We start from the raw sequence: 16,757 nt of genomic DNA on the forward strand, positions 1-16,757 counted from the left end.
ATGCCCGCCCGGTGACATTCCCGCCCCTACCCACCCGGTGACATTCCCGCCCCTACCCACCCGGTGACATTCCCGCCCCTACCCACCCGGTGACATTCCCGCCCCTACCCACCCGGTGACATTCCCCGTCAGAGCAGCCCCGACAGCCGTGCCGAGCCGTCGACGAGGAACCGGACGAGCGCCGCGTCGTCCGGGGTGACCCGCGACGCCGACCCCTGCAGGTAGAGGCCGCCGACGACGAACGCCGACCGGTCCCGGATCGGCGCCGCCAGCGCGGCCCGCCCGATCCGGCACTCCTCACCCTCGTACGCGTAACCCGCGACAGCGACGGCGCGCAGTTCCTCGGCGAGAACGCCGGGGTCGCAGATCGTGTGGTCGGTCAGGCGACGCAGCCGCGGATCGGGACGCACGTGCGGATGGTGCGCGAGCATCAGCTTGCCGAGGGCGTTGGCATGCAGGTTCTTCGCCAGCGCACCGACGGCGACGATCTCGTGGTCGGGATCCTTGTCCACGAACCGCAGCCGCCCGGCCGCGAACGACGCGACATGCACCCCGAAGCGGGTGCGGGTCCGCAGCTCCTCCACGGCGTCGTGCAGCGTCGGCGACGGGCTCGTCTCGACGGCCGCCCGCGCCAGTTCCGCGGTGCGACGGCCCAGCGCGAAGCCGGACAGGTCCGGCACACGGACGAGGAACCCGTCGGCCACGAGCAGGTTGAGCATGCGGTACGCGGTGGTCGGCGGCACCCCCGCGAACCTGGCGATCTCCTTCGCGGACGTGCCGGGGCCGAGCTGCGCGACCGCCTCGAGCATTCCCAGTGCCTTCTGCACCGCGCCCGGCTGCTGCCCGCTGAAGTGCGAGTCGTCCGCGTGCACGGACACGTGCGCCGTCAAGCCGGGTCCCCGTCGCGGGAGTGCGGGACGTCCGGAAGTATGCGCGGCCGCCCGTCCGCACCGATCACGAGAGTCCCCGCCCCGGGGAGGATGTCCCCGGTCTCGACCGAGTCGAACGCCCCGATCGTCGCCAGGCTGCCCGGCCGGACCCGCCGCAGGACGTACTGCCACACCGTGCCGGACACCGCGACCGCCGCGAGCGCCGCGGGCACGATCCACACGCCGTGCGCGGTGCCGTCGACGGCGATGTAGCCGAGCAGACCGATCCCCAGGACCGAGACGAACACCGCGGCCGCCCGCGTCACCACGGTGTGCTCGCCGATGCGGTGCAGGAACCGCAACGACGCGACGGCCACCAGTGTGTAGGCCACGACGAGGCCGATCTCGACGACACCGTCGAACGACCCCGAATCCGCCTCCGCGAGGGACGCATACAGGCATGCACCGGTGAGACTCGCGGCCGTGAAGGCGAGCACGCTCACATGCGGGGTGCGGAACCGGTCGTGGACCCGGGCGAGGGTGCTCGGCAGCACCCGCTCGACGCCCATCGAATACAGCAACCGCGAACCGGCTTGCGCGCAGCCCAGGGTCGATGCCAGCCACGAGCACGTCATACCCGCCTGCACGGCGAGCACCACGCCGACGCTCGCGCCGGACGCCGTGCCGTCGAAGTACGCGCCGACGACGACGGCGGCGTGACCGGACAACGCGGCCCAGGCAGCGAACACGAACAGCACACCGACGACGACGGGAGAGATCAGCACGGTGCGCGTGACGGTCACCAACGGCCGCTTGGCTTCCGGGCCGAAGAACGCGGCGCTCTCGAAGCCGGCCATCGACAGCACGGTGAGCATCGCGAGGAACGGCATGATGCTCAGCGGGGCGTCCGGCAGTTCGGTGGTGGCCGGGCCCGCCCCGGCCGGGGTGCCCACCATGAGCGCCACGACGAGCACGAGCGAACACGTCTCGACCAGCAGGATCGCGCGCGTCGCGAACCGCACCCCACGCACGGTGATCACCGCGACGGCGAGCGCCACGAGACCGATCGTGACCGACCACGGCGCGGCACCGGACACGTGCACACCGAGCAGGTCGGCGATGCGGAGCAGGCTCTGCGCGGCCTGCGACATCACCGAGATCGAGATGCCGAGATAGCCCACCAGCAGGGCCGCGCCCGTGGTGAGGGTCGCGCGGGCACTCAGGCCCTGGAACACGAAGCTGTAGAGCGAGCCGGCCGCGGCGAGCCGCCGCGTGAACTGCGTGATGCACAGCGCCACCGACGCCACCACGGCGGTGGTCCCCGCGATCGCGAGCAGGCCGCCCACGCCCGGGCGGTGAGTCACCATCCACAGCGCGATGAACACCATCCCGGTGGCCGGCGCGATCGTCGACAGGGACTGGCCGAGCAGGTCGACGGGGGTGAGCTGCCGGCGGCCGAGGGCACGCAGCGGCGAGTACACCGGATCCCGGCGAGTTCCGGCATCCCGTGAGCGGGCAATCGCGGCCCGGAGTGCGGTTGTCACGATCGTCGTGTCCCGTCTGTGCGTCCGTGCGGCCGGCGGTGCCGGCACCCGGGCGGTGAACCGCCTCAGGGCGAGGGACAACGTAGCGCCGCGGTGTTACGCGACGGTTTCCTCCGCGAACGACATGTGGACGGCAAGTGGGAATCCGCCCGGGACAGCGCTGTGGCCCGCGCCACCCCACGGCCCGGGTGCCCGGCGAACAGGTCCTCCGAAAGGTCGAGAAACCGCGCCCACCTGCAGCGTTCGCATAAGGCGCACCGCGACGCCGGGTTCCACTCGCGGTGCCCCCGGACGTTTCCCCGACGACCCGTTCGCGACGCATCCGGTGCGCACGATTGAGCGGCACGATCATTCGACTGCGAAGGGGACGACCATGATGTGGGCGGTGGTAGCGGCGCTCGTCGGCGGGACGTTGTTGCTCGCGGGGGTGCCGAAGGCCGGCGATCACGAGGGGCTGCTGCGCGTTGTCCGCGGTTACCGGCTGCTGCCGTCCGGGGTCGAGCGGGTGGTCGCGCGGGTGCTGCCCGCCGCCGAGATCGTCGTGGGTGCCCTGCTGGTGTTCGGCGTCGCCGGCCGCACCGCCGCGGCCGCCGCAGCGGTGCTGTTCCTCGGCTTCTTCGTCGGCCTCACCGTGAACCTCGCCCGCGGCCGGCGCGAGCTCGACTGCGGCTGCTTCGCGTTCGGCGACCACGATGCGGCGCCGCGTATCGGCTGGTTCCACTCGGTGCGGGCCGGCGGGTTCGCCGTCGTGTCGATCGTGCTGGCCCTCACCGGGCCCCCGGGCATCGGCGTGCTCGAGCAGGCGGCAGCGCTCGCACTCGCGGCGCTCGTCCTCACCGCCGCCCTCGCGGCAGCCCAGTTGCGCGCCGTGGTCCACGTCGGGCGCCGGCCCGTCGACGAACACCTGACCCCCGCGTCCGCCGAACTGCGTGCCGTCGCCACCGTGTCGCGCTACGGCGCCTGAGAACCCCTCTCCCGAAACCCTTTCCGAGACAGGACCGATAGATGGACACCATTCTTCTCGTTGCGGTCACCGTGCTGACGGCGGCGGTCGCCGTGCTGTTCCTGATGGTGCTCGCGCTGGCCCGCGAGATCGGCCGGGTGCAGGTCCGGCTCGGACCCCTCGGGGCCCGCATGATGGACACCGGCCCGAAGATCGAGCAGGCGGGTCCGTCCTTCCGTGGCCTCACCGACCACGTCGGACGCACCGTCGGCATCGGCGGGCACCGGGACCGGCCGCAGCTGCTGCTGTTCACGGCGCCCACCTGCTCCACCTGCAAGAGTCTGCTGCCCGGCGTCCGCGCGATGGCCAAGGCGGAGAGGGACTTCGACGTCGTGATCGTCTCCGACGGCACACCCGAGGAGCACCGGCAGTTCCTCGCCGGCAGCAACATCGGCACCGAACTGAGCTACGTCGACGGCCGCGACGTCGGCATCGCCTACCAGGTCGGCACCACGCCCTACGGGGTGATCCTCGACGAGCACGGCAAGATCCGCGCCAAGGGCCTGTGCAACCACATGGCCCAGGTCGAGAGCCTGCTCAACGCCCTCGAGACCGGCACCCCGTCGCTGCAGCACCTGCACGAACAGGCCAAGGCCCGCGCCGCCGCGAGCGCCTGAATCCCCCCGGACGAACGGAGAGATGCGTTGGAAGAGATGTACGAGAACCGGTACCCGGTCGACAAGGAGACCGTCGAGGAACAGGCCGCCTGGATGGCCGGCAAGGGCGGCTCGTTCATGAGCCGGACCGGACGCCGGATGTCGGAGCAGGTGTCGCGCCGCTCGATGATCAGCCGTCTCGGCCGCTGGACGATGGGTGTGTCGGGAGTGGCGCTCATCAGCTCGCTTCCGGTGACCCGCACCGCGTTCGCGCAGGAGCCCGCACCCGATCCCGGCCCGGAACCGCTCGTGCCCGTCTACGACGGCAAGGATCCGGCCGAGTGCGAGTACTGGCGCTGGTGCAACATGGACGGCACCTCCTGCGCGGCCTGCAACGGCGGCGGAGTGACCACGTGCGCGCCGGGCAGCAAACCGGGTGCCGAATTCTGGGTCGGGTGCTGCACGAACCCCGACACCGGCAAGACCTACCTCATCGCCTACTACGACTGCTGCGGGGCCCCGTCGTGCTCCAACGCGTTCTGCGGCGAGCCGGACATGCAGGCCGTGATGTACAACCCGGTCTCGGGCAGTTACGACCAGGAGATCATCTGGTGCGTCTCCGACGAATCCCAGTCGTACACCTGCACCATGGCCCCCATCATCGGCGAGGACTGCCAGGCCCGTCCCGCCGAGCGTCCGAAGGTCGGTGCCGGATCATGACATTGCGTTCCCGTCGCCTCGTGCGTCCCGCCGCGGCCGCCGTGCCCCTCGCGCTGCTCGTCACCCTCGCCGGCTGCGGCTCGTCCGGCGACGACCCGAGCACCGCCGGCGACGTCACCTATCCCACCGTCGAATTCACCACCCCGGGGGAGGGCATCGCCCTCGGGCACGACGACCAGGAGATCGGCGACACCATCCCCGAACCGCTGCACGTCTCCGAGATCGAGCCCATCGGGCGCGACGAACTCGTCGCCGTGGCAGGCGGATTCGGGAAGCTGGAGCTCGGTGTCAACGTCCTCGACCCGAAGACGGGTGTCGCCGGCAGCCGCATCGTCGTCGGGCCCGGCATCTGGGACCCGGTGATCCACGGCTTCGTCGGCGAGACCCCGTCCGACCCGGCCGTTCTCGCCGCCGAAGTGTGGCGTCCCCGCGGATCGCGGGGCGCCGCCGACTTCACCGTCAGCACCTACTCCGGAAACCTGCTCGAGCCCGCCGAGGCGCTGCTGCCCGACGTCGCGCGTGTGCACTCGCGGCCCGGTTCCAACGCGGTCACCTCCGACGGGCGGTACTTCGTCACCTGGGACGACGGCCTCTACGGCGTCCGCGTCGTGGACCTCGAGACGAGGCAGCAGAGCGGAGCCGTGCAGCTCGTCGGCTGCGGACCGTTCACCTGGACCGTGGACCACGAGATCTACAGCGTGTGCGAGGAGACCGGTGAGCTCGTCCGGATCTCCGTCGGCGACGACGGCGTGCCCGCCGAGACCGCCCGGGCGAAGGTGCTGCCGGACGACTTCGTCAGCGCGCGGAAGGTCGGGTGGGCCGCCGAGGCACGCAAGGCCCTGCTGGTCGGGGAGAACGGCGACGTGTACGTCTTCGACTTCTCGAACGGCCTGCCGCAGGACGCGGTGACGCCGATCGGCAACGCCGGCCGGCCCGAGGGCCGGTTCGCGAGCGACGTCATCGACAACACCGGCACCCGGATCGCGATCGCCTACACCGACTCACCGATCCATCCCAGTTCCGCCCGCGGCGGCGACCTGGCCCGCATCGTGCTGTCCGACGCCGCGAACCTCGCGCCGATCCGGTCGCTGAGCCTGCCGGACCTGGGACTGACCGACATCGCGAGCATGGCGTTCTCCGTGGACGGCGCCACGTTCTACGTGCTCGGCGGCAACCCGGAGGGGCAGGGCGAGGCGGCGCAGCGCATCGTCGGGTTCGACGCCGCGACCGGGCAGCAGGTCTCCTCGGTGGAGATCAGCGGCAACGTCGAGGATTTCACCGATCTGCTCACCCCCGAGGTGATCGGATGAGACCACCCGGCGCCGTGTTGGGCCGGCGCAGGTTCCTGGCCCTCGGCTCCCTCGGGGCCGGGGCGCTGGGGATGAGCGCGCTCGGGTTCGGCGCCGCCGGCTGCGCCACCGCATCGTCCGGTACGCAACCGGCCGGCGCCGGCGCGGAGAACGGGGCGGCGGCCGATCTCGACTACATTTCCCCGGCCGACCCGGAGGTCGCCGCCGCCGAGGCCGCCCGCGGCTGGAACGGCACCGTGGCGTCGTTCGCGCTGGCCGCCGGCGTCGCCACCGTCGACCTGGGTGGGCGTCTCGTCGACACCTGGACGTACGGGGGCCGGGCCGTCGCCCCGGAACTGCGGGTCCGCAGGGGTGACCGGCTCGACGCCGCGGTGCGCAACGACCTGCATGCCGACACCACCGTCCACTGGCACGGCATCCGGATCCGCAACGACATGGACGGTGCTGCGCCCGTCACCCAGGCGGCGATCGCGCCCGGCACGACGTTCGACTACAGCTTCGTCGTCCCGGACCCCGGCACCCACTGGTACCACTCGCACAGCGGCCTGCAGGCCGATCGCGGGCTGTTCGGCGCCCTGATCGTCGAGGACCCCGACGACCGCACCGGCGCCGACGCCGACGCCGTGCTGGTCCTCGACGACTGGCTCGACGGCCTGGGCACCACACCCGACGCGGTGCTCACCGCGCTCAACCCCGCGATCTCCGGCGGGCACGGCGGGCACGGCGGTGGTGCGGCACCCGGGGCGCAGCCCGCCGGGGACCTGGACGTCGCCCGGCAGCTGGTGAGTGCCGGGCACGGCGACTCCGCGGCGCTCGGCGGGATGACCCAGCACATCGCGTACCCGCTGCACCTGATCAACGGCCGGCCCCCGAACGATCCCACCCCGGTCGTCGCCGCGGCGGGGCAGCGCGTGCGGCTGCGGATCGTCAACGCGGCGGCCGAGACCCCGTACCGGTTCGCGGTGGCCGGGCACGAACTCACGATCGTCGCGGCGGACGGCTTCGACGTGCAGCCCACCGTCGCCGACACGATCGTCGTCGGAATGGCGCAACGCTACGACGTCCTCGTCACCGTGAAGTCGGGCGTGTGGCCGATCGTCGCGAAGGTCGAAGGGCGGCCAGGATATGCCTCGACGGTGCTGCGCACCCCGGACGCGGTGCCGATGGCCGACGCCGACGTGGGCGGCGCGATCCCCGAACTCGGCGGCCGGCTCGTTGCGGAGAGCGCGTTGCGGCCCGTCGAGGCCGTGCGGCTCGATCCACGCGAACCCGATCGGGACTACCGGATCGAGCTGATCCAGGCGGGGGGCCGCTACGTGTGGGGCATGGCCGGGACCGACGCCGGCCGCCTGGTCATGAAACAGGGTGAGCGCGTGCGGATCACGATGAAGAACTCGTCGACGATGTGGCACCCGATGCACACGCACGGGCACACCTTCGCGGTCGGCGCCTACGGCGGGCTGCGCCGCGACACCGTCAACGTGCTGCCCGGTGCCGAACTCGCGATCGAATTCGACGCCGACAATCCGGGTGAATGGATGTTCCACTGCCACAACGCCTACCACTTCGAAGCCGGTATGACCGCGAACCTGCGGTACATCCGATGAGAGGAATCGTCATGCGAAAGTTCGCCGTCCTGCTCGCCGGCCTGCTGACCGCGGTGAGCCTGTCCGCCTGCGGCACCGCCGGAGGTTCGGCCGAGCCCACCGTCGTCGTGGAGGTGAAGAACATGGCCTACAACCCGGAGTCGGTGACGATCGAGAAGGGCCAGACCGTCGAGTGGCGCTTCGACGACGGCGGACTGCCGCACGACGTGGTGGGGGAGGGCCCTCTCGAGGGCCGGCTGAAGAGCGAGCTCCTCACCGAGGGAACGTATTCCTACACGTTCGACGAAGCCGGCACCTTCACGTATCACTGCACGCCGCACCCGATGATGGTCGGCACCGTGATCGTCCGGGAATGAGCCGGCAGCCGGGGTGGGCTGCGGCCCTGCTGTTTCCGCTCGTCGCAGCCTGCGGCCCGTCCGATCGCCCCCCGGACGCGGTGGTGGTCGTCCGCAACGTCCACTTCGCGCCGCCCGACGTGACCGTGCCGGCCGGCGGCACCGTCGAATGGCGGTTCGAGGACGGCGGGGTGCTGCACCAGGTCGTATCGGAGGGGTCGTTCGACAGCGGGATCACCGCGGAGGGTACGTACTCCCGCACCTTCGACGAACCGGGCACCTACCCGTACACCTGCTCGGTCCACCGGTACATGACCGGCACCGTCACCGTCACCGTCACCGAATCCTGAACCAGCCGTCCGTATCCGGAAAACACCGATCCCCTGGAGGAAGTCATGACCGCAGTTCTCGCGCACGAGCCGCTGACGACGGACGTGCCGGACATCCGTCCCACCCTGCAGAAGGCCGTGCCGTCGCACACCCGTGCGGCGCTGATCGCCGCAGCCGGCGTCGCCGGTGCCGGGGCGGCGGCGCTGCTCACCCCGTCCGGGCCCGCAGCGACGACCGCCGCGGTCGTGGGTGCCGGAGCCGTCACCGCCCTGGCCGCGAACTGGTCGACGTGCGGCATGTCGGTCGCCGGCGTCGTCGCCGCCCCGAAGCAGCCCGACCGTCCGGGTTCGTCGACCCCGGTGCGCCGGCTCGGCTGGCACGCCCTCGGCTCGATCGCGACCGGTGCCCCGACCGGCGCGCTCGTCGGGGCGCTCGGTGCGCTCGTCGCCGGGGCGGTCCCGGTGACGTGGGCGCTCCTCGCGTGGGGTGCCGTCGCGTTCGCCTACGGCCTGCACGAGCTGGGCCTGGTGACGCTGCCGACGCCGATGCGCCGCAGGCAGCTGCCGCGGCACCTGCGCCGGTCGATGGCACCGTGGAAGGTCTCGCTGCTCTTCGGCGCCCTCATCGGGCCGGGTTTCGTGATCTTCATCCGGTCGAGCGCGTACTACCTGCTGGTGCTCGGCGTCGCCGCGGCCGGCTCACCCGTCCTCGGTGCCGCGCTGTTCACGCTCGTCTCGCTCGGCCGGTGCCTGCCGAGCCTGTTGGCGATCGTGCACACCCGCGGCGGTGGGTCGATGCCGGGCTTCCTGTCGGCGATGTGCGTGGTCGACCGCCGGGTGCAGACGCTGACCGGCGCCGCGCTCGTCGCCCTCGGCGCATTCGCGGTCGTCGCCGCACTCTGACGTGCCTGCCCGCGGCGGCCCCGGGGCGCACTACCGCCCCGGGGACCGTCGCGACTAACGTCGGGCGGCATGACGACTTCTCTGCAGAACATCGGCATCAACACCCTCGGCGGGGTGCCGACCTCCCTCGCCGAGTTCGACGGTCGCGCGGTCCTCGTGGTCAACGTCGCCTCCAGGTGCGGCCTGACTCCGCAGTACACGGCGCTCGAGAAGCTCGCCGTCGAGTACGCGGACCGGGGCCTGACCGTCGTCGGCGTGCCGTGCAACCAGTTCATGGGCCAGGAGCCGGGGACCGCCGAGGAGATCCAGACCTTCTGCTCCACCAACTACGGCGTCACGTTCCCGCTGTGGGAGAAGATCGACGTCAACGGCGAGAGCCGGCACCCCCTCTACACCGAACTCACCCGGCACCCCGACGCGAACGGCGAGGCCGGCGACGTGCAGTGGAACTTCGAGAAGTTCCTCGTCGCACCCGACGGGAACGTCGTCGCCCGGTTCCGGCCCCGCACCGAGCCCGACGCCCCCGAAGTGATCGCCGCCCTCGAAGCCGCGTTGCCCCGCTGAGCGCGATGACCGACACCATCGATGCGCGGGCGGCGCTGTACGACGTGATCCGTGCCCGCCGCGACGTCCGCGCGGAGTTCACCGGTGAGCGCGTCGACGAGCAGGTCCTGTGGCGGGTGCTGGGGGCGGCGCACGCGGCACCCAGCGTCGGCAACACCCAGCCGTGGGACTTCGTCGTGGTCCGCGACCCGCAGCGGCTCGCCGAGTTCGCCGACCACGTCGCCGGATGCCGTCGCGCGTTCGCGGACTCGCTGCCGGAGGACCGGCGGCGCACGTTCGATCCCATCAAGGTCGAAGGCATCGTCGAGTCGGGCACCGGGATCGTGGTCACCTACGACCCGTCGCGCGGAGGGCGGCACATCCTCGGCCGGCACACGGTCGACGACGTGGGCGTGTTCTCGGCGGTGCTGTCGATCCAGAACCTGTGGCTCGCGGCAACCGTCGAAGGACTCGGCGTCGGCTGGGTGTCGTTCTACGACGAGGCGTTCCTCGCCGACTTCGTCGGAGCCCGGCCCCCGGTGCGGCCGATCGCGTGGCTGTGCGTCGGTCCCGTGACCCGATTGCAGGACGTGCCCGACCTCGAGCGGTTCGGATGGCGGACCGGCCGGCCCCTCGCCGACGCCGTGCATGCCGAAACCCTTCAGGTGCGCGACGCCTGACGTTCACCCGGCCCTGGCACCGTGGAGCCCATGAGCGGCCAGCTGATCGTGTCGGTGTCGGGCATCAGGGACGAGACCCGCCCGGCGGTGGACGCCTTCGCCCGGGAGATGGACGCTCGCGGCGTGCCGCTGTCGCTGCTGGTCGCGCCGCGCATGAAGGACCACTACCGGCTCGCACGCGACCCGCACACCCAGGAGTGGCTGCTCGAGCGTCGCGAGGGCGGCGACGCCATCGTGCTGCACGGCTACGACCAGGCCGCGACGAAGCGGCGGCGCGCCGAGTTCGCGGTCCTGCCCGAACACGAGGCGCGGCTGCGGCTGCTCGCCGCCGACCGGGTGCTCGAGGAGACGGGACTGCGGACCCGGTTGTTCGCACCGCCGCGCTGGCTCGCCTCGCCGGGGGCCGTCGCGGCGCTGCCCGCCACCGGGTTCCGGCTGATGGCCGGCGTCGCCGGGATCCACGACCTTCACCGCGACACCGTCACCCACGCGCGGGTGTTCGGCATCGGGGAGGGCGCCAAGGCCGAACCGTGGTGGTGCCGGGCGATGGTGATCGGCGCCGGCCGGGTCGCCCGTCGCGGGGGGCTGCTGCGGCTGTCCATCTCCGGCAAGCAGCTCGACCGTCCCGGACCGCGGCAGGCGATGCTCGACGCGGTCGACCTCGCCCTGCACCTCGAGGCGCAGCCCTCGGTCTACCGCTGGCCGCCGCGCGCACGCACACTCGGCGCGGCCTGACCCCGGAGATCCGCCCACGCGAACCTACCCTGCAGTAGGTTGGCGGGCATGGACGCAGACGTGATCGTGGTGGGCGCCGGTCTGGCCGGGCTCGTCGCCACAGCCGAACTCCTCGACGCCGGGCGCACCGTCGTGCTGGTCGACCAGGAGAACTCGCACAACCTCGGGGGACAGGCCTTCTGGTCGTTCGGCGGGCTGTTCTTCGTGGACTCCCCCGAACAGCGCCGGCTCGGCATCCGCGACTCGTACGACCTGGCCCTGCAGGACTGGATGGGCAGTGCCGCGTTCGACCGGGAGGACGAGGACTACTGGCCGCGCCGCTGGGCGCAGGCCTACGTCGAGTTCGCGGCCGGCGAGAAGCACGCGTGGCTGAAGGAACGCGGGCTGAAGCTGTTTCCCATGGTCGGCTGGGCCGAACGCGGCGGCTACGACGCCGGCGGTCACGGCAACTCGGTGCCCCGGTTCCACATCACGTGGGGAACCGGACCGCGACTCGTCGAGATCTTCGCCCGCACGGTGCTCGACGGCGTCGACCGTGGCCGGGTGATCCTGCGGAACCGGCACCGCGTCGACGACCTCGTCGTCACCGGCGGCGCCGTCACCGGGGTGCGCGGAACCGTGCTCGAACCGTCGTCGGCGGCGCGGGGTGTGGCGTCGTCGCGCGTGGCGACCGGCGAGTTCGAATTCTCGGCCGGCGCGGTGATCGTCACCTCGGGTGGCATCGGCGGCAACTACGACCTGGTGAAGAAGAACTGGCCGAAGCGGCTGGGAGACCCGCCGAAGCACATGCTCACCGGCGTGCCGGCACACGTCGACGGGCGGATGCTCGAGATCACCGAGCGCGCCGGCGGGCGCATCGTCAACCGCGACCGGATGTGGCACTACACCGAGGGCATCACGAACTACGACCCCGTCTGGCCCAACCACGGCATCCGCATCCTGCCCGGCCCGTCGTCGCTGTGGCTCGACGCGACCGGAAAGCGACTGCCGGTCCCGCTGTTTCCGGGCTTCGACACCCTCGGCACCCTCGAGCACATCGTGCGCAGCGGGCACGACCACACGTGGTTCGTGCTCGACCAGAAGATCATCGAGAAGGAGTTCGCGCTCTCCGGCCAGGAACAGAATCCGGACCTGACCGGCCGCGACATCCGCAAGGTGCTGCAGCGGGTCAAGCCCGGCGCGCCGGCACCGGTGGAGGCGTTCAAGCAGCGCGGCGTCGACTTCGTCGTCCGCGACACCCTCGCCGACCTGGTGGCAGGGATGAACGAGATCACCCCGGACGCGCCCCTGGACTATGCGGCGGTCAGGCAGGTCGTCGAGGCCCGGGACCGCGAGATCGCGAACAAGTACACCAAGGATCTGCAGGTCGCGGCGATGCGCGCGGCCCGCGCCTACGTGCCGGACCGGATCACCCGCATCGCCGCCCCGCACCGGTTGCTCGACCCGAAGGCCGGTCCGCTGATCGCGGTCAAGCTGCACCTGCTCACCCGCAAGACGTTGGGCGGGCTCGAGACCGACCTGTCGGGCCGGGTACTGACGACCGGCGGCTCGGTGTTCGAGGGCTTGTTCGCGGCGGGGGAGGTCGCCGGGTTCGGCGGCGGCGGGGTACACGGCTACCGCTCGCTCGAGGGCACCTTCCTCGGCGGCTGCATCTTCTCCGGCCGCGCCGCCGGCCGCGCCGCCGGCCGCTGACGCGGCCGGTGCGTCCTTTGGGCGGCTACCGCAGCCCAAAGGACGCACCGGCGGCTACGCCTCGACCGAGTCCTCGGCGGGCAGGACCCGGAACTCGGTGCCCTCCGGGGCCATCTCGGAGTAACGGCCGTAGAAGATGCCGGTGGCCTGGTCTGCGAGGATGCCTTGGTGAATCGGGACGGCCACCCGCGGGTTGACCGCGCGCAGGTAGTCCACCGACTCCCAGATCTTCAACCACGGCGCCGCGGCGGGCAGCGCGAGCACGTCGACCCTCTCGTGCGGGATGTACAGCGAGTCGCCCGGATGCAGCAGACGCGCCGGGTTCTCGTCGTCACCGAGCAGGTAGGCGGTGTTGTCGATGACCGGCAGTTCCGGGTGGATGACGGCGTGCCGGCCGCCCGTGCCGCGCACCCGCACGTCGCCGACGGTGAATGCGTCGCCCGGGTGCACGGCCTGCCAGCCGCCGCCCAGCTGAGCGGCGGTTTGCGGGTCCGCGTACAGGGCGGCCCCCGGGTTGGCCTCCACCAGCGCCGGCAGCCGCGCCGGGTCGGCGTGGTCCGGGTGCTGATGGGTGACCAGGATGGCGTCGAGCCCCGTGATGCCCTCGAAGCCGTGCGAGAAGTTGCCCGGGTCGAACAGGATCGTCGCGCCGAGGTGTTCCACGAGCAGGCAGGAATGTCCGAAGTGGGTCAGTCGCATAGACCCGAGTATGGACCGTCGGGCGCGGCTGTGCGCCGAGCGGAGGTATCGTCGTGTCGGCCCACGGAGACGAGCGGGACATCCGCTCGGCCCACGGGCGGGTCAGCGCACTTCTTCGGATCCGCTCGCCGCCTGCTGTGCGAGCGACCGGCCCCACTGCTCGGCGCGTTCCTCCTCGCCGGGCTCGAGTGCCGACTGCTTGTCGACGAGGAAGCTCTCCGGATCGGCGACGAGCTCGAACCCGTGCTTGCGCAGCTTCTTGGCGATGCCCTTGCCCGCGCGGCCGGTGAGCACGGCCGCCAGGTCGATGCGTGTGTCGAACGCTGCGGCCCTGCCGCCGCCGGACGGCAGCGAATCGAGCCACTCGCGGACGCCCTCGCTCTCGGCGTCGGGTTCGAGCGTCAGTCCGCTGTCGGGTTTCTCGGCCTGCTCGGCCGCGCCGTGGCGCGTCGACTCGCGGCTCATGCCGTGCGCATGTGTGGGGCCGCCGACCACCACGAGGTCGTAGTCGGACAGGTTCTCCTCGTGTGCCTGGGTGACGGGAACCGTGCGTACCGCGGATCCCAGCCCGCGCGCGACGGCTTCCGCCACGTGACGGGTGTTCCCGAACATCGATTCGTACACCACCAGTGCTCGCATGCCGCGCCTCCTCGGCTGGGCGGAAAGTCGATGACCGTCCCACTCAGCATAGGAGCCGTCGGACCGAGCGAACGGGCCTTTCCTGCGGAGATCAGCGATACATTCGCTCGGGTGGGTGGCGTTGTGAGGAGCCGCGAGGAGAGGAACGGGACATGACGGATACGGTGCAGACCGGAGCGGGCGCGGTCCGGGGGACGGTCGTCGACGGGGTGTGGGCGTTTCTGGGCATCCCGTACGCGGCGGCCCCGGTGGGACCGGCGAGGTTCGCCGCTCCGGCACCGGTACCCCGGTGGGAGGGGGCGCGTGACGCCACCGTACCCGGCCCCACCTGTCCGCAGTCGCCGTACGCCGCGCCCGCGGCCGCGTTGCTCGGCAACGTCATCGAGCCCGGCGACGAATGCCTGAACCTGTCGGTGTGGACCCCGGACCCGGGTGCCTCGGCACTGCCGGTGATGGTGTGGATCCACGGCGGCGCATTCACCCGCGGCTCGAACCGGATCGAGAGCTACGACGGGCGTGCCTTCGCGCGCGACGGGGTGGTGCTGGTGTCGGTCAACTACCGGCTCGGAGTCCCCGGGTTCCTTTCGCTCGACGGCGCGCCGGACAACCGAGGCCTGCTCGACCAGATCGCCGCGCTGCGCTGGGTGCAGGACAACATCCGGGCGTTCGGCGGCGACCCCGGCAACGTGACGGTGTTCGGCGAGTCGGCCGGCGGCATGAGCGTGGCCGCGTTGCTCGCCTCGCCCGCCGCGACGGGCCTGTTCCACCGCGCCGTCGTGCAGAGCGGCAATGCCACCGCGGCCGCGGACGTCGAGGACGCGCGCCGGGTGACGGCCGTCCTCGCCGGCAACCTGGGGGTGCCGGCCACCGCCGCGGCATTCGGTGCCCTCGACCCCGGCCGCCTGCAGTCCGCGCAGGACGATCTCGGTCTCGAACTGGCACAGAATCCGGATCCGGCCCGGTGGGGTGAGTCGGTGGTGCAGCGCGGACTGGGGGTGATGAGCCTGTTCCCCACGATCGACGGTGAGGTGCTTCCGTCGCTGCCGATCGACGCGCTCGCCGCGGGGGCAGGCACGGATGTGCCGGTGCTGGCCGGAACGACCACCGACGAGTTCCGGTTCTTCCTGGTGCCGACCGGCATCGCCGCGGTGATCACCGGTGACACCCTTCCGTTCGTCCTGCACCGGTACGGGATCGATCCCGCGATCGCCGATCTGTACGCCGGTCACCGTCCCGGGGCCAGTCCCGGGGACGTGCTCGCCGCGATCCTCACCGACTACGCGTTCCGGTCGGGCACCGTCGCCCTCGCGGACGCGATCGTCCGCGGCGGTGGAACGGCCCGGTTGTACGAGTTCGCGTGGCCGAGCCCGGTCCAGGATCTGCGGGCGTGCCATGCGCTCGAGATCGCGTTCGTCTTCGACCGTCTCGACGTCGCCCACCGGCTCACCGGAGACCGGCCCCCGCAGTCGCTCGCCGACGAGATGCACCGCGCCTGGGTGCAATTCGCGACCACCGGAGATCCCGGGTGGGCACCGGTCGGTGCCTCGCGACCGGTCCGGGTGTTCGGGGGCGAGGGCGATCCGGTGGTGGTGAACCCGCGGTCCGACGAGCTGGCGTGCTGGATCGGGTGACGCCCCGGCCGGATCCGGACGACGGTGCGTCCCGCCGCCCGTGGCCGAATGTCACATCGGTTCGGTCAGATCGACGCGATGTGACATTCGGCCGCCCGCCCCCGTTTCCGGGTGCCGACCGCCGAGTGCCCCTACCGGTCGGTGCCGGCGACGAGCTGCTCGACACGCTCGTGGAAGATCCGCCAGCGACGCTCGTTCTCGTGTGTGAGCACGGCGCTGTGGGCGGCGAGATCCGAGGCGTGGTCGAGCATCTCCGCGGCCGAGAAGAGGTAGCGCGGGGCAATACGGTCGGCGGCGAGGTCCGCCCGCAGTGCGGTGGGAGCGAAGTCCACCCGCTCGAGGATCGCGACCGCCCGGTCGAGGTGGCGGGCGACGAGTTCGGTCGTCGACGCGCACTGCCAGTCGTGGGAGACGATCCGGTGCCGTTCGGCGAGCAGGTCCGCCAGCTCCGGGTATGTGAGCAGTGCCTCGAGCATGTCCCAGGCCGTCGCCATGGCGGACGCGAGCCACTGCCCGGTCGTCCGGCTCGCCTCGGCGAGTGCGCGCAGGTCGGTCTTCAGCCGGGTGATCTCCGCCGGTTCGCCGCCGCCCTCCATGAACAGGATGCCGAGCGTCTCGGTGGCGCGGTCGTCGTTGAGGTCGGGTGCCCCGGCGAACGGGCTCGGCGACGTGTCGTCGGCCGGTGCGACCACCGACCACCGCTCGGCGAGGGCCTTCAGGGCACGGGAGCTGCGCTGGAGCCGGATCACGTCGTGATAGGGCGATTCGGAATAGAACTTCTCGTGCTCGCGGTGGAAGCGGGCGAGGTTGCGCACCGTGAGCAGCAGCGGGTCCGGCTCGGACTGCATGCGTCGAGCGTGACACAGCGCGACGCGGCACCGCCGGGGAATCGATGACTCCCGGCAGCACCGCGTCGGCCTCG

Annotated in this window: 18 protein-coding genes; 13 read left to right on the forward strand and 5 right to left on the reverse strand. The window is 71.7% G+C overall.

The window, feature by feature from the left end; translation table 11 throughout:
* Nucleotides 1–128: 128 nt before the first annotated feature.
* Together QNA09_RS03075 and QNA09_RS03080 are read right to left on the reverse strand one after the other, a co-directional pair.
* Nucleotides 129–890, reverse strand: coding sequence for an IclR family transcriptional regulator (locus tag QNA09_RS03075; RefSeq protein WP_017680627.1), 762 nt, complete (start codon nucleotides 888–890; stop codon nucleotides 129–131).
* Complete coding sequence (locus tag QNA09_RS03080) at nucleotides 887–2,350, reverse strand: APC family permease (protein ID WP_119699455.1); 1,464 nt, start codon at nucleotides 2,348–2,350, stop codon at nucleotides 887–889. Before QNA09_RS03080 ends, QNA09_RS03075 begins: the two co-directional genes overlap by 4 nt.
* A 436-nt stretch (nucleotides 2,351–2,786) precedes the next feature.
* Between QNA09_RS03080 and QNA09_RS03085 the strand changes: the two genes are divergently transcribed.
* From QNA09_RS03085 to QNA09_RS03140, 12 genes are all read left to right on the forward strand, one after another.
* Nucleotides 2,787–3,377 (forward strand): MauE/DoxX family redox-associated membrane protein, encoded by a 591-nt coding sequence (locus QNA09_RS03085; protein WP_029539987.1) that lies wholly within the window; start codon nucleotides 2,787–2,789, stop codon nucleotides 3,375–3,377.
* A 41-nt stretch (nucleotides 3,378–3,418) separates the two neighbouring features.
* Nucleotides 3,419–4,033, forward strand: a complete 615-nt coding sequence (locus QNA09_RS03090; RefSeq protein WP_010593818.1) for a redoxin domain-containing protein — start codon at nucleotides 3,419–3,421, stop codon at nucleotides 4,031–4,033.
* Nucleotides 4,034–4,069: 36 nt separating this feature from the next.
* The gene (locus QNA09_RS03095; protein ID WP_010593819.1) at nucleotides 4,070–4,732 is read left to right on the forward strand and encodes a methylamine dehydrogenase light chain; all 663 of its coding nucleotides are present in this window, start codon (nucleotides 4,070–4,072) and stop codon (nucleotides 4,730–4,732) included.
* Nucleotides 4,729–6,042: a hypothetical protein gene (locus QNA09_RS03100; protein ID WP_026137730.1), complete on the forward strand. Its 1,314-nt coding sequence runs from the start codon at nucleotides 4,729–4,731 to the stop codon at nucleotides 6,040–6,042. Before QNA09_RS03095 ends, QNA09_RS03100 begins: the two co-directional genes overlap by 4 nt.
* Nucleotides 6,039–7,649, forward strand: a complete 1,611-nt coding sequence (locus tag QNA09_RS03105) for a multicopper oxidase family protein (RefSeq protein ID WP_162919282.1) — start codon at nucleotides 6,039–6,041, stop codon at nucleotides 7,647–7,649. The genes QNA09_RS03100 and QNA09_RS03105 overlap by 4 nt, the downstream gene beginning before the upstream one ends.
* An 11-nt stretch (nucleotides 7,650–7,660) precedes the next feature.
* Nucleotides 7,661–8,005: a plastocyanin/azurin family copper-binding protein gene (locus QNA09_RS03110; RefSeq protein WP_017680631.1), complete on the forward strand. Its 345-nt coding sequence runs from the start codon at nucleotides 7,661–7,663 to the stop codon at nucleotides 8,003–8,005.
* A complete protein-coding gene (locus QNA09_RS03115) occupies nucleotides 8,002–8,334 on the forward strand; it encodes a cupredoxin domain-containing protein (protein WP_010593823.1) in 333 nt (110 codons plus the stop codon). Before QNA09_RS03110 ends, QNA09_RS03115 begins: the two co-directional genes overlap by 4 nt.
* Before the next feature lie 45 nt (nucleotides 8,335–8,379).
* Nucleotides 8,380–9,216, forward strand: coding sequence for a hypothetical protein (locus QNA09_RS03120; RefSeq protein ID WP_010593824.1), 837 nt, complete (start codon nucleotides 8,380–8,382; stop codon nucleotides 9,214–9,216).
* A 69-nt stretch (nucleotides 9,217–9,285) separates the two neighbouring features.
* Nucleotides 9,286–9,780 (forward strand): glutathione peroxidase, encoded by a 495-nt coding sequence (locus tag QNA09_RS03125; protein WP_119699457.1) that lies wholly within the window; start codon nucleotides 9,286–9,288, stop codon nucleotides 9,778–9,780.
* Between the two features lie 5 nt (nucleotides 9,781–9,785).
* Complete coding sequence (gene bluB / locus QNA09_RS03130) at nucleotides 9,786–10,439, forward strand: 5,6-dimethylbenzimidazole synthase (RefSeq protein WP_010593826.1); 654 nt, start codon at nucleotides 9,786–9,788, stop codon at nucleotides 10,437–10,439.
* Between the two features lie 30 nt (nucleotides 10,440–10,469).
* Nucleotides 10,470–11,174 (forward strand): DUF2334 domain-containing protein, encoded by a 705-nt coding sequence (locus tag QNA09_RS03135; RefSeq protein ID WP_010593827.1) that lies wholly within the window; start codon nucleotides 10,470–10,472, stop codon nucleotides 11,172–11,174.
* Between the two features lie 48 nt (nucleotides 11,175–11,222).
* Nucleotides 11,223–12,866: an FAD-binding dehydrogenase gene (locus QNA09_RS03140; RefSeq protein WP_017680633.1), complete on the forward strand. Its 1,644-nt coding sequence runs from the start codon at nucleotides 11,223–11,225 to the stop codon at nucleotides 12,864–12,866.
* A 54-nt stretch (nucleotides 12,867–12,920) separates the two neighbouring features.
* On the opposite strand, the gene QNA09_RS03145 is transcribed toward QNA09_RS03140, so the two are convergent.
* Nucleotides 12,921–13,565, reverse strand: coding sequence for an MBL fold metallo-hydrolase (locus QNA09_RS03145; RefSeq protein WP_010593829.1), 645 nt, complete (start codon nucleotides 13,563–13,565; stop codon nucleotides 12,921–12,923).
* Between the two features lie 102 nt (nucleotides 13,566–13,667).
* A complete protein-coding gene (locus QNA09_RS03150) occupies nucleotides 13,668–14,204 on the reverse strand; it encodes a flavodoxin domain-containing protein (RefSeq protein WP_010593830.1) in 537 nt (178 codons plus the stop codon).
* A 152-nt stretch (nucleotides 14,205–14,356) separates the two neighbouring features.
* On the opposite strand from QNA09_RS03150, the gene QNA09_RS03155 reads away from it, so the two are divergent.
* Complete coding sequence (locus tag QNA09_RS03155; RefSeq protein WP_010593831.1) at nucleotides 14,357–15,835, forward strand: carboxylesterase/lipase family protein; 1,479 nt, start codon at nucleotides 14,357–14,359, stop codon at nucleotides 15,833–15,835.
* A gap of 131 nt (nucleotides 15,836–15,966) precedes the next feature.
* Here QNA09_RS03155 and QNA09_RS03160 read toward each other — a convergent pair whose 3' ends face one another.
* Nucleotides 15,967–16,683 (reverse strand): hypothetical protein, encoded by a 717-nt coding sequence (locus QNA09_RS03160; RefSeq protein ID WP_010593832.1) that lies wholly within the window; start codon nucleotides 16,681–16,683, stop codon nucleotides 15,967–15,969.
* Between the last annotated feature and the right edge of the window lie 74 nt (nucleotides 16,684–16,757).

Origin of the sequence: Rhodococcus sp. AH-ZY2, assembly GCF_030916465.1 — a bacterium.
Taxonomy (GTDB): Bacteria; Actinomycetota; Actinomycetes; order Mycobacteriales; family Mycobacteriaceae; genus Rhodococcus; species Rhodococcus ruber.

Excerpts from the sequence above, each read along its gene's own strand:
- QNA09_RS03085 (WP_029539987.1), top strand. The coding sequence starts at position 2,787 with ATGATGTGGGCGGTGGTAGCGGCGCTCGTCGGCGGGACGTTGTTGCTC.
- QNA09_RS03090 (WP_010593818.1), top strand. The coding sequence starts at position 3,419 with ATGGACACCATTCTTCTCGTTGCGGTCACCGTGCTGACGGCGGCGGTC.
- QNA09_RS03095 (WP_010593819.1), top strand. The coding sequence starts at position 4,070 with ATGTACGAGAACCGGTACCCGGTCGACAAGGAGACCGTCGAGGAACAG.
- QNA09_RS03100 (WP_026137730.1), top strand. The coding sequence starts at position 4,729 with ATGACATTGCGTTCCCGTCGCCTCGTGCGTCCCGCCGCGGCCGCCGTG.
- QNA09_RS03105 (WP_162919282.1), top strand. The coding sequence starts at position 6,039 with ATGAGACCACCCGGCGCCGTGTTGGGCCGGCGCAGGTTCCTGGCCCTC.
- QNA09_RS03110 (WP_017680631.1), top strand. The coding sequence starts at position 7,661 with ATGCGAAAGTTCGCCGTCCTGCTCGCCGGCCTGCTGACCGCGGTGAGC.
- QNA09_RS03115 (WP_010593823.1), top strand. The coding sequence starts at position 8,002 with ATGAGCCGGCAGCCGGGGTGGGCTGCGGCCCTGCTGTTTCCGCTCGTC.
- QNA09_RS03120 (WP_010593824.1), top strand. The coding sequence starts at position 8,380 with ATGACCGCAGTTCTCGCGCACGAGCCGCTGACGACGGACGTGCCGGAC.
- QNA09_RS03125 (WP_119699457.1), top strand. The coding sequence starts at position 9,286 with ATGACGACTTCTCTGCAGAACATCGGCATCAACACCCTCGGCGGGGTG.
- bluB (WP_010593826.1), top strand. The coding sequence starts at position 9,786 with ATGACCGACACCATCGATGCGCGGGCGGCGCTGTACGACGTGATCCGT.
- QNA09_RS03135 (WP_010593827.1), top strand. The coding sequence starts at position 10,470 with ATGAGCGGCCAGCTGATCGTGTCGGTGTCGGGCATCAGGGACGAGACC.
- QNA09_RS03140 (WP_017680633.1), top strand. The coding sequence starts at position 11,223 with ATGGACGCAGACGTGATCGTGGTGGGCGCCGGTCTGGCCGGGCTCGTC.
- QNA09_RS03145 (WP_010593829.1), bottom strand. The coding sequence starts at position 13,565 with ATGCGACTGACCCACTTCGGACATTCCTGCCTGCTCGTGGAACACCTC.
- QNA09_RS03150 (WP_010593830.1), bottom strand. The coding sequence starts at position 14,204 with ATGCGAGCACTGGTGGTGTACGAATCGATGTTCGGGAACACCCGTCAC.
- QNA09_RS03155 (WP_010593831.1), top strand. The coding sequence starts at position 14,357 with ATGACGGATACGGTGCAGACCGGAGCGGGCGCGGTCCGGGGGACGGTC.
- QNA09_RS03160 (WP_010593832.1), bottom strand. The coding sequence starts at position 16,683 with ATGCAGTCCGAGCCGGACCCGCTGCTGCTCACGGTGCGCAACCTCGCC.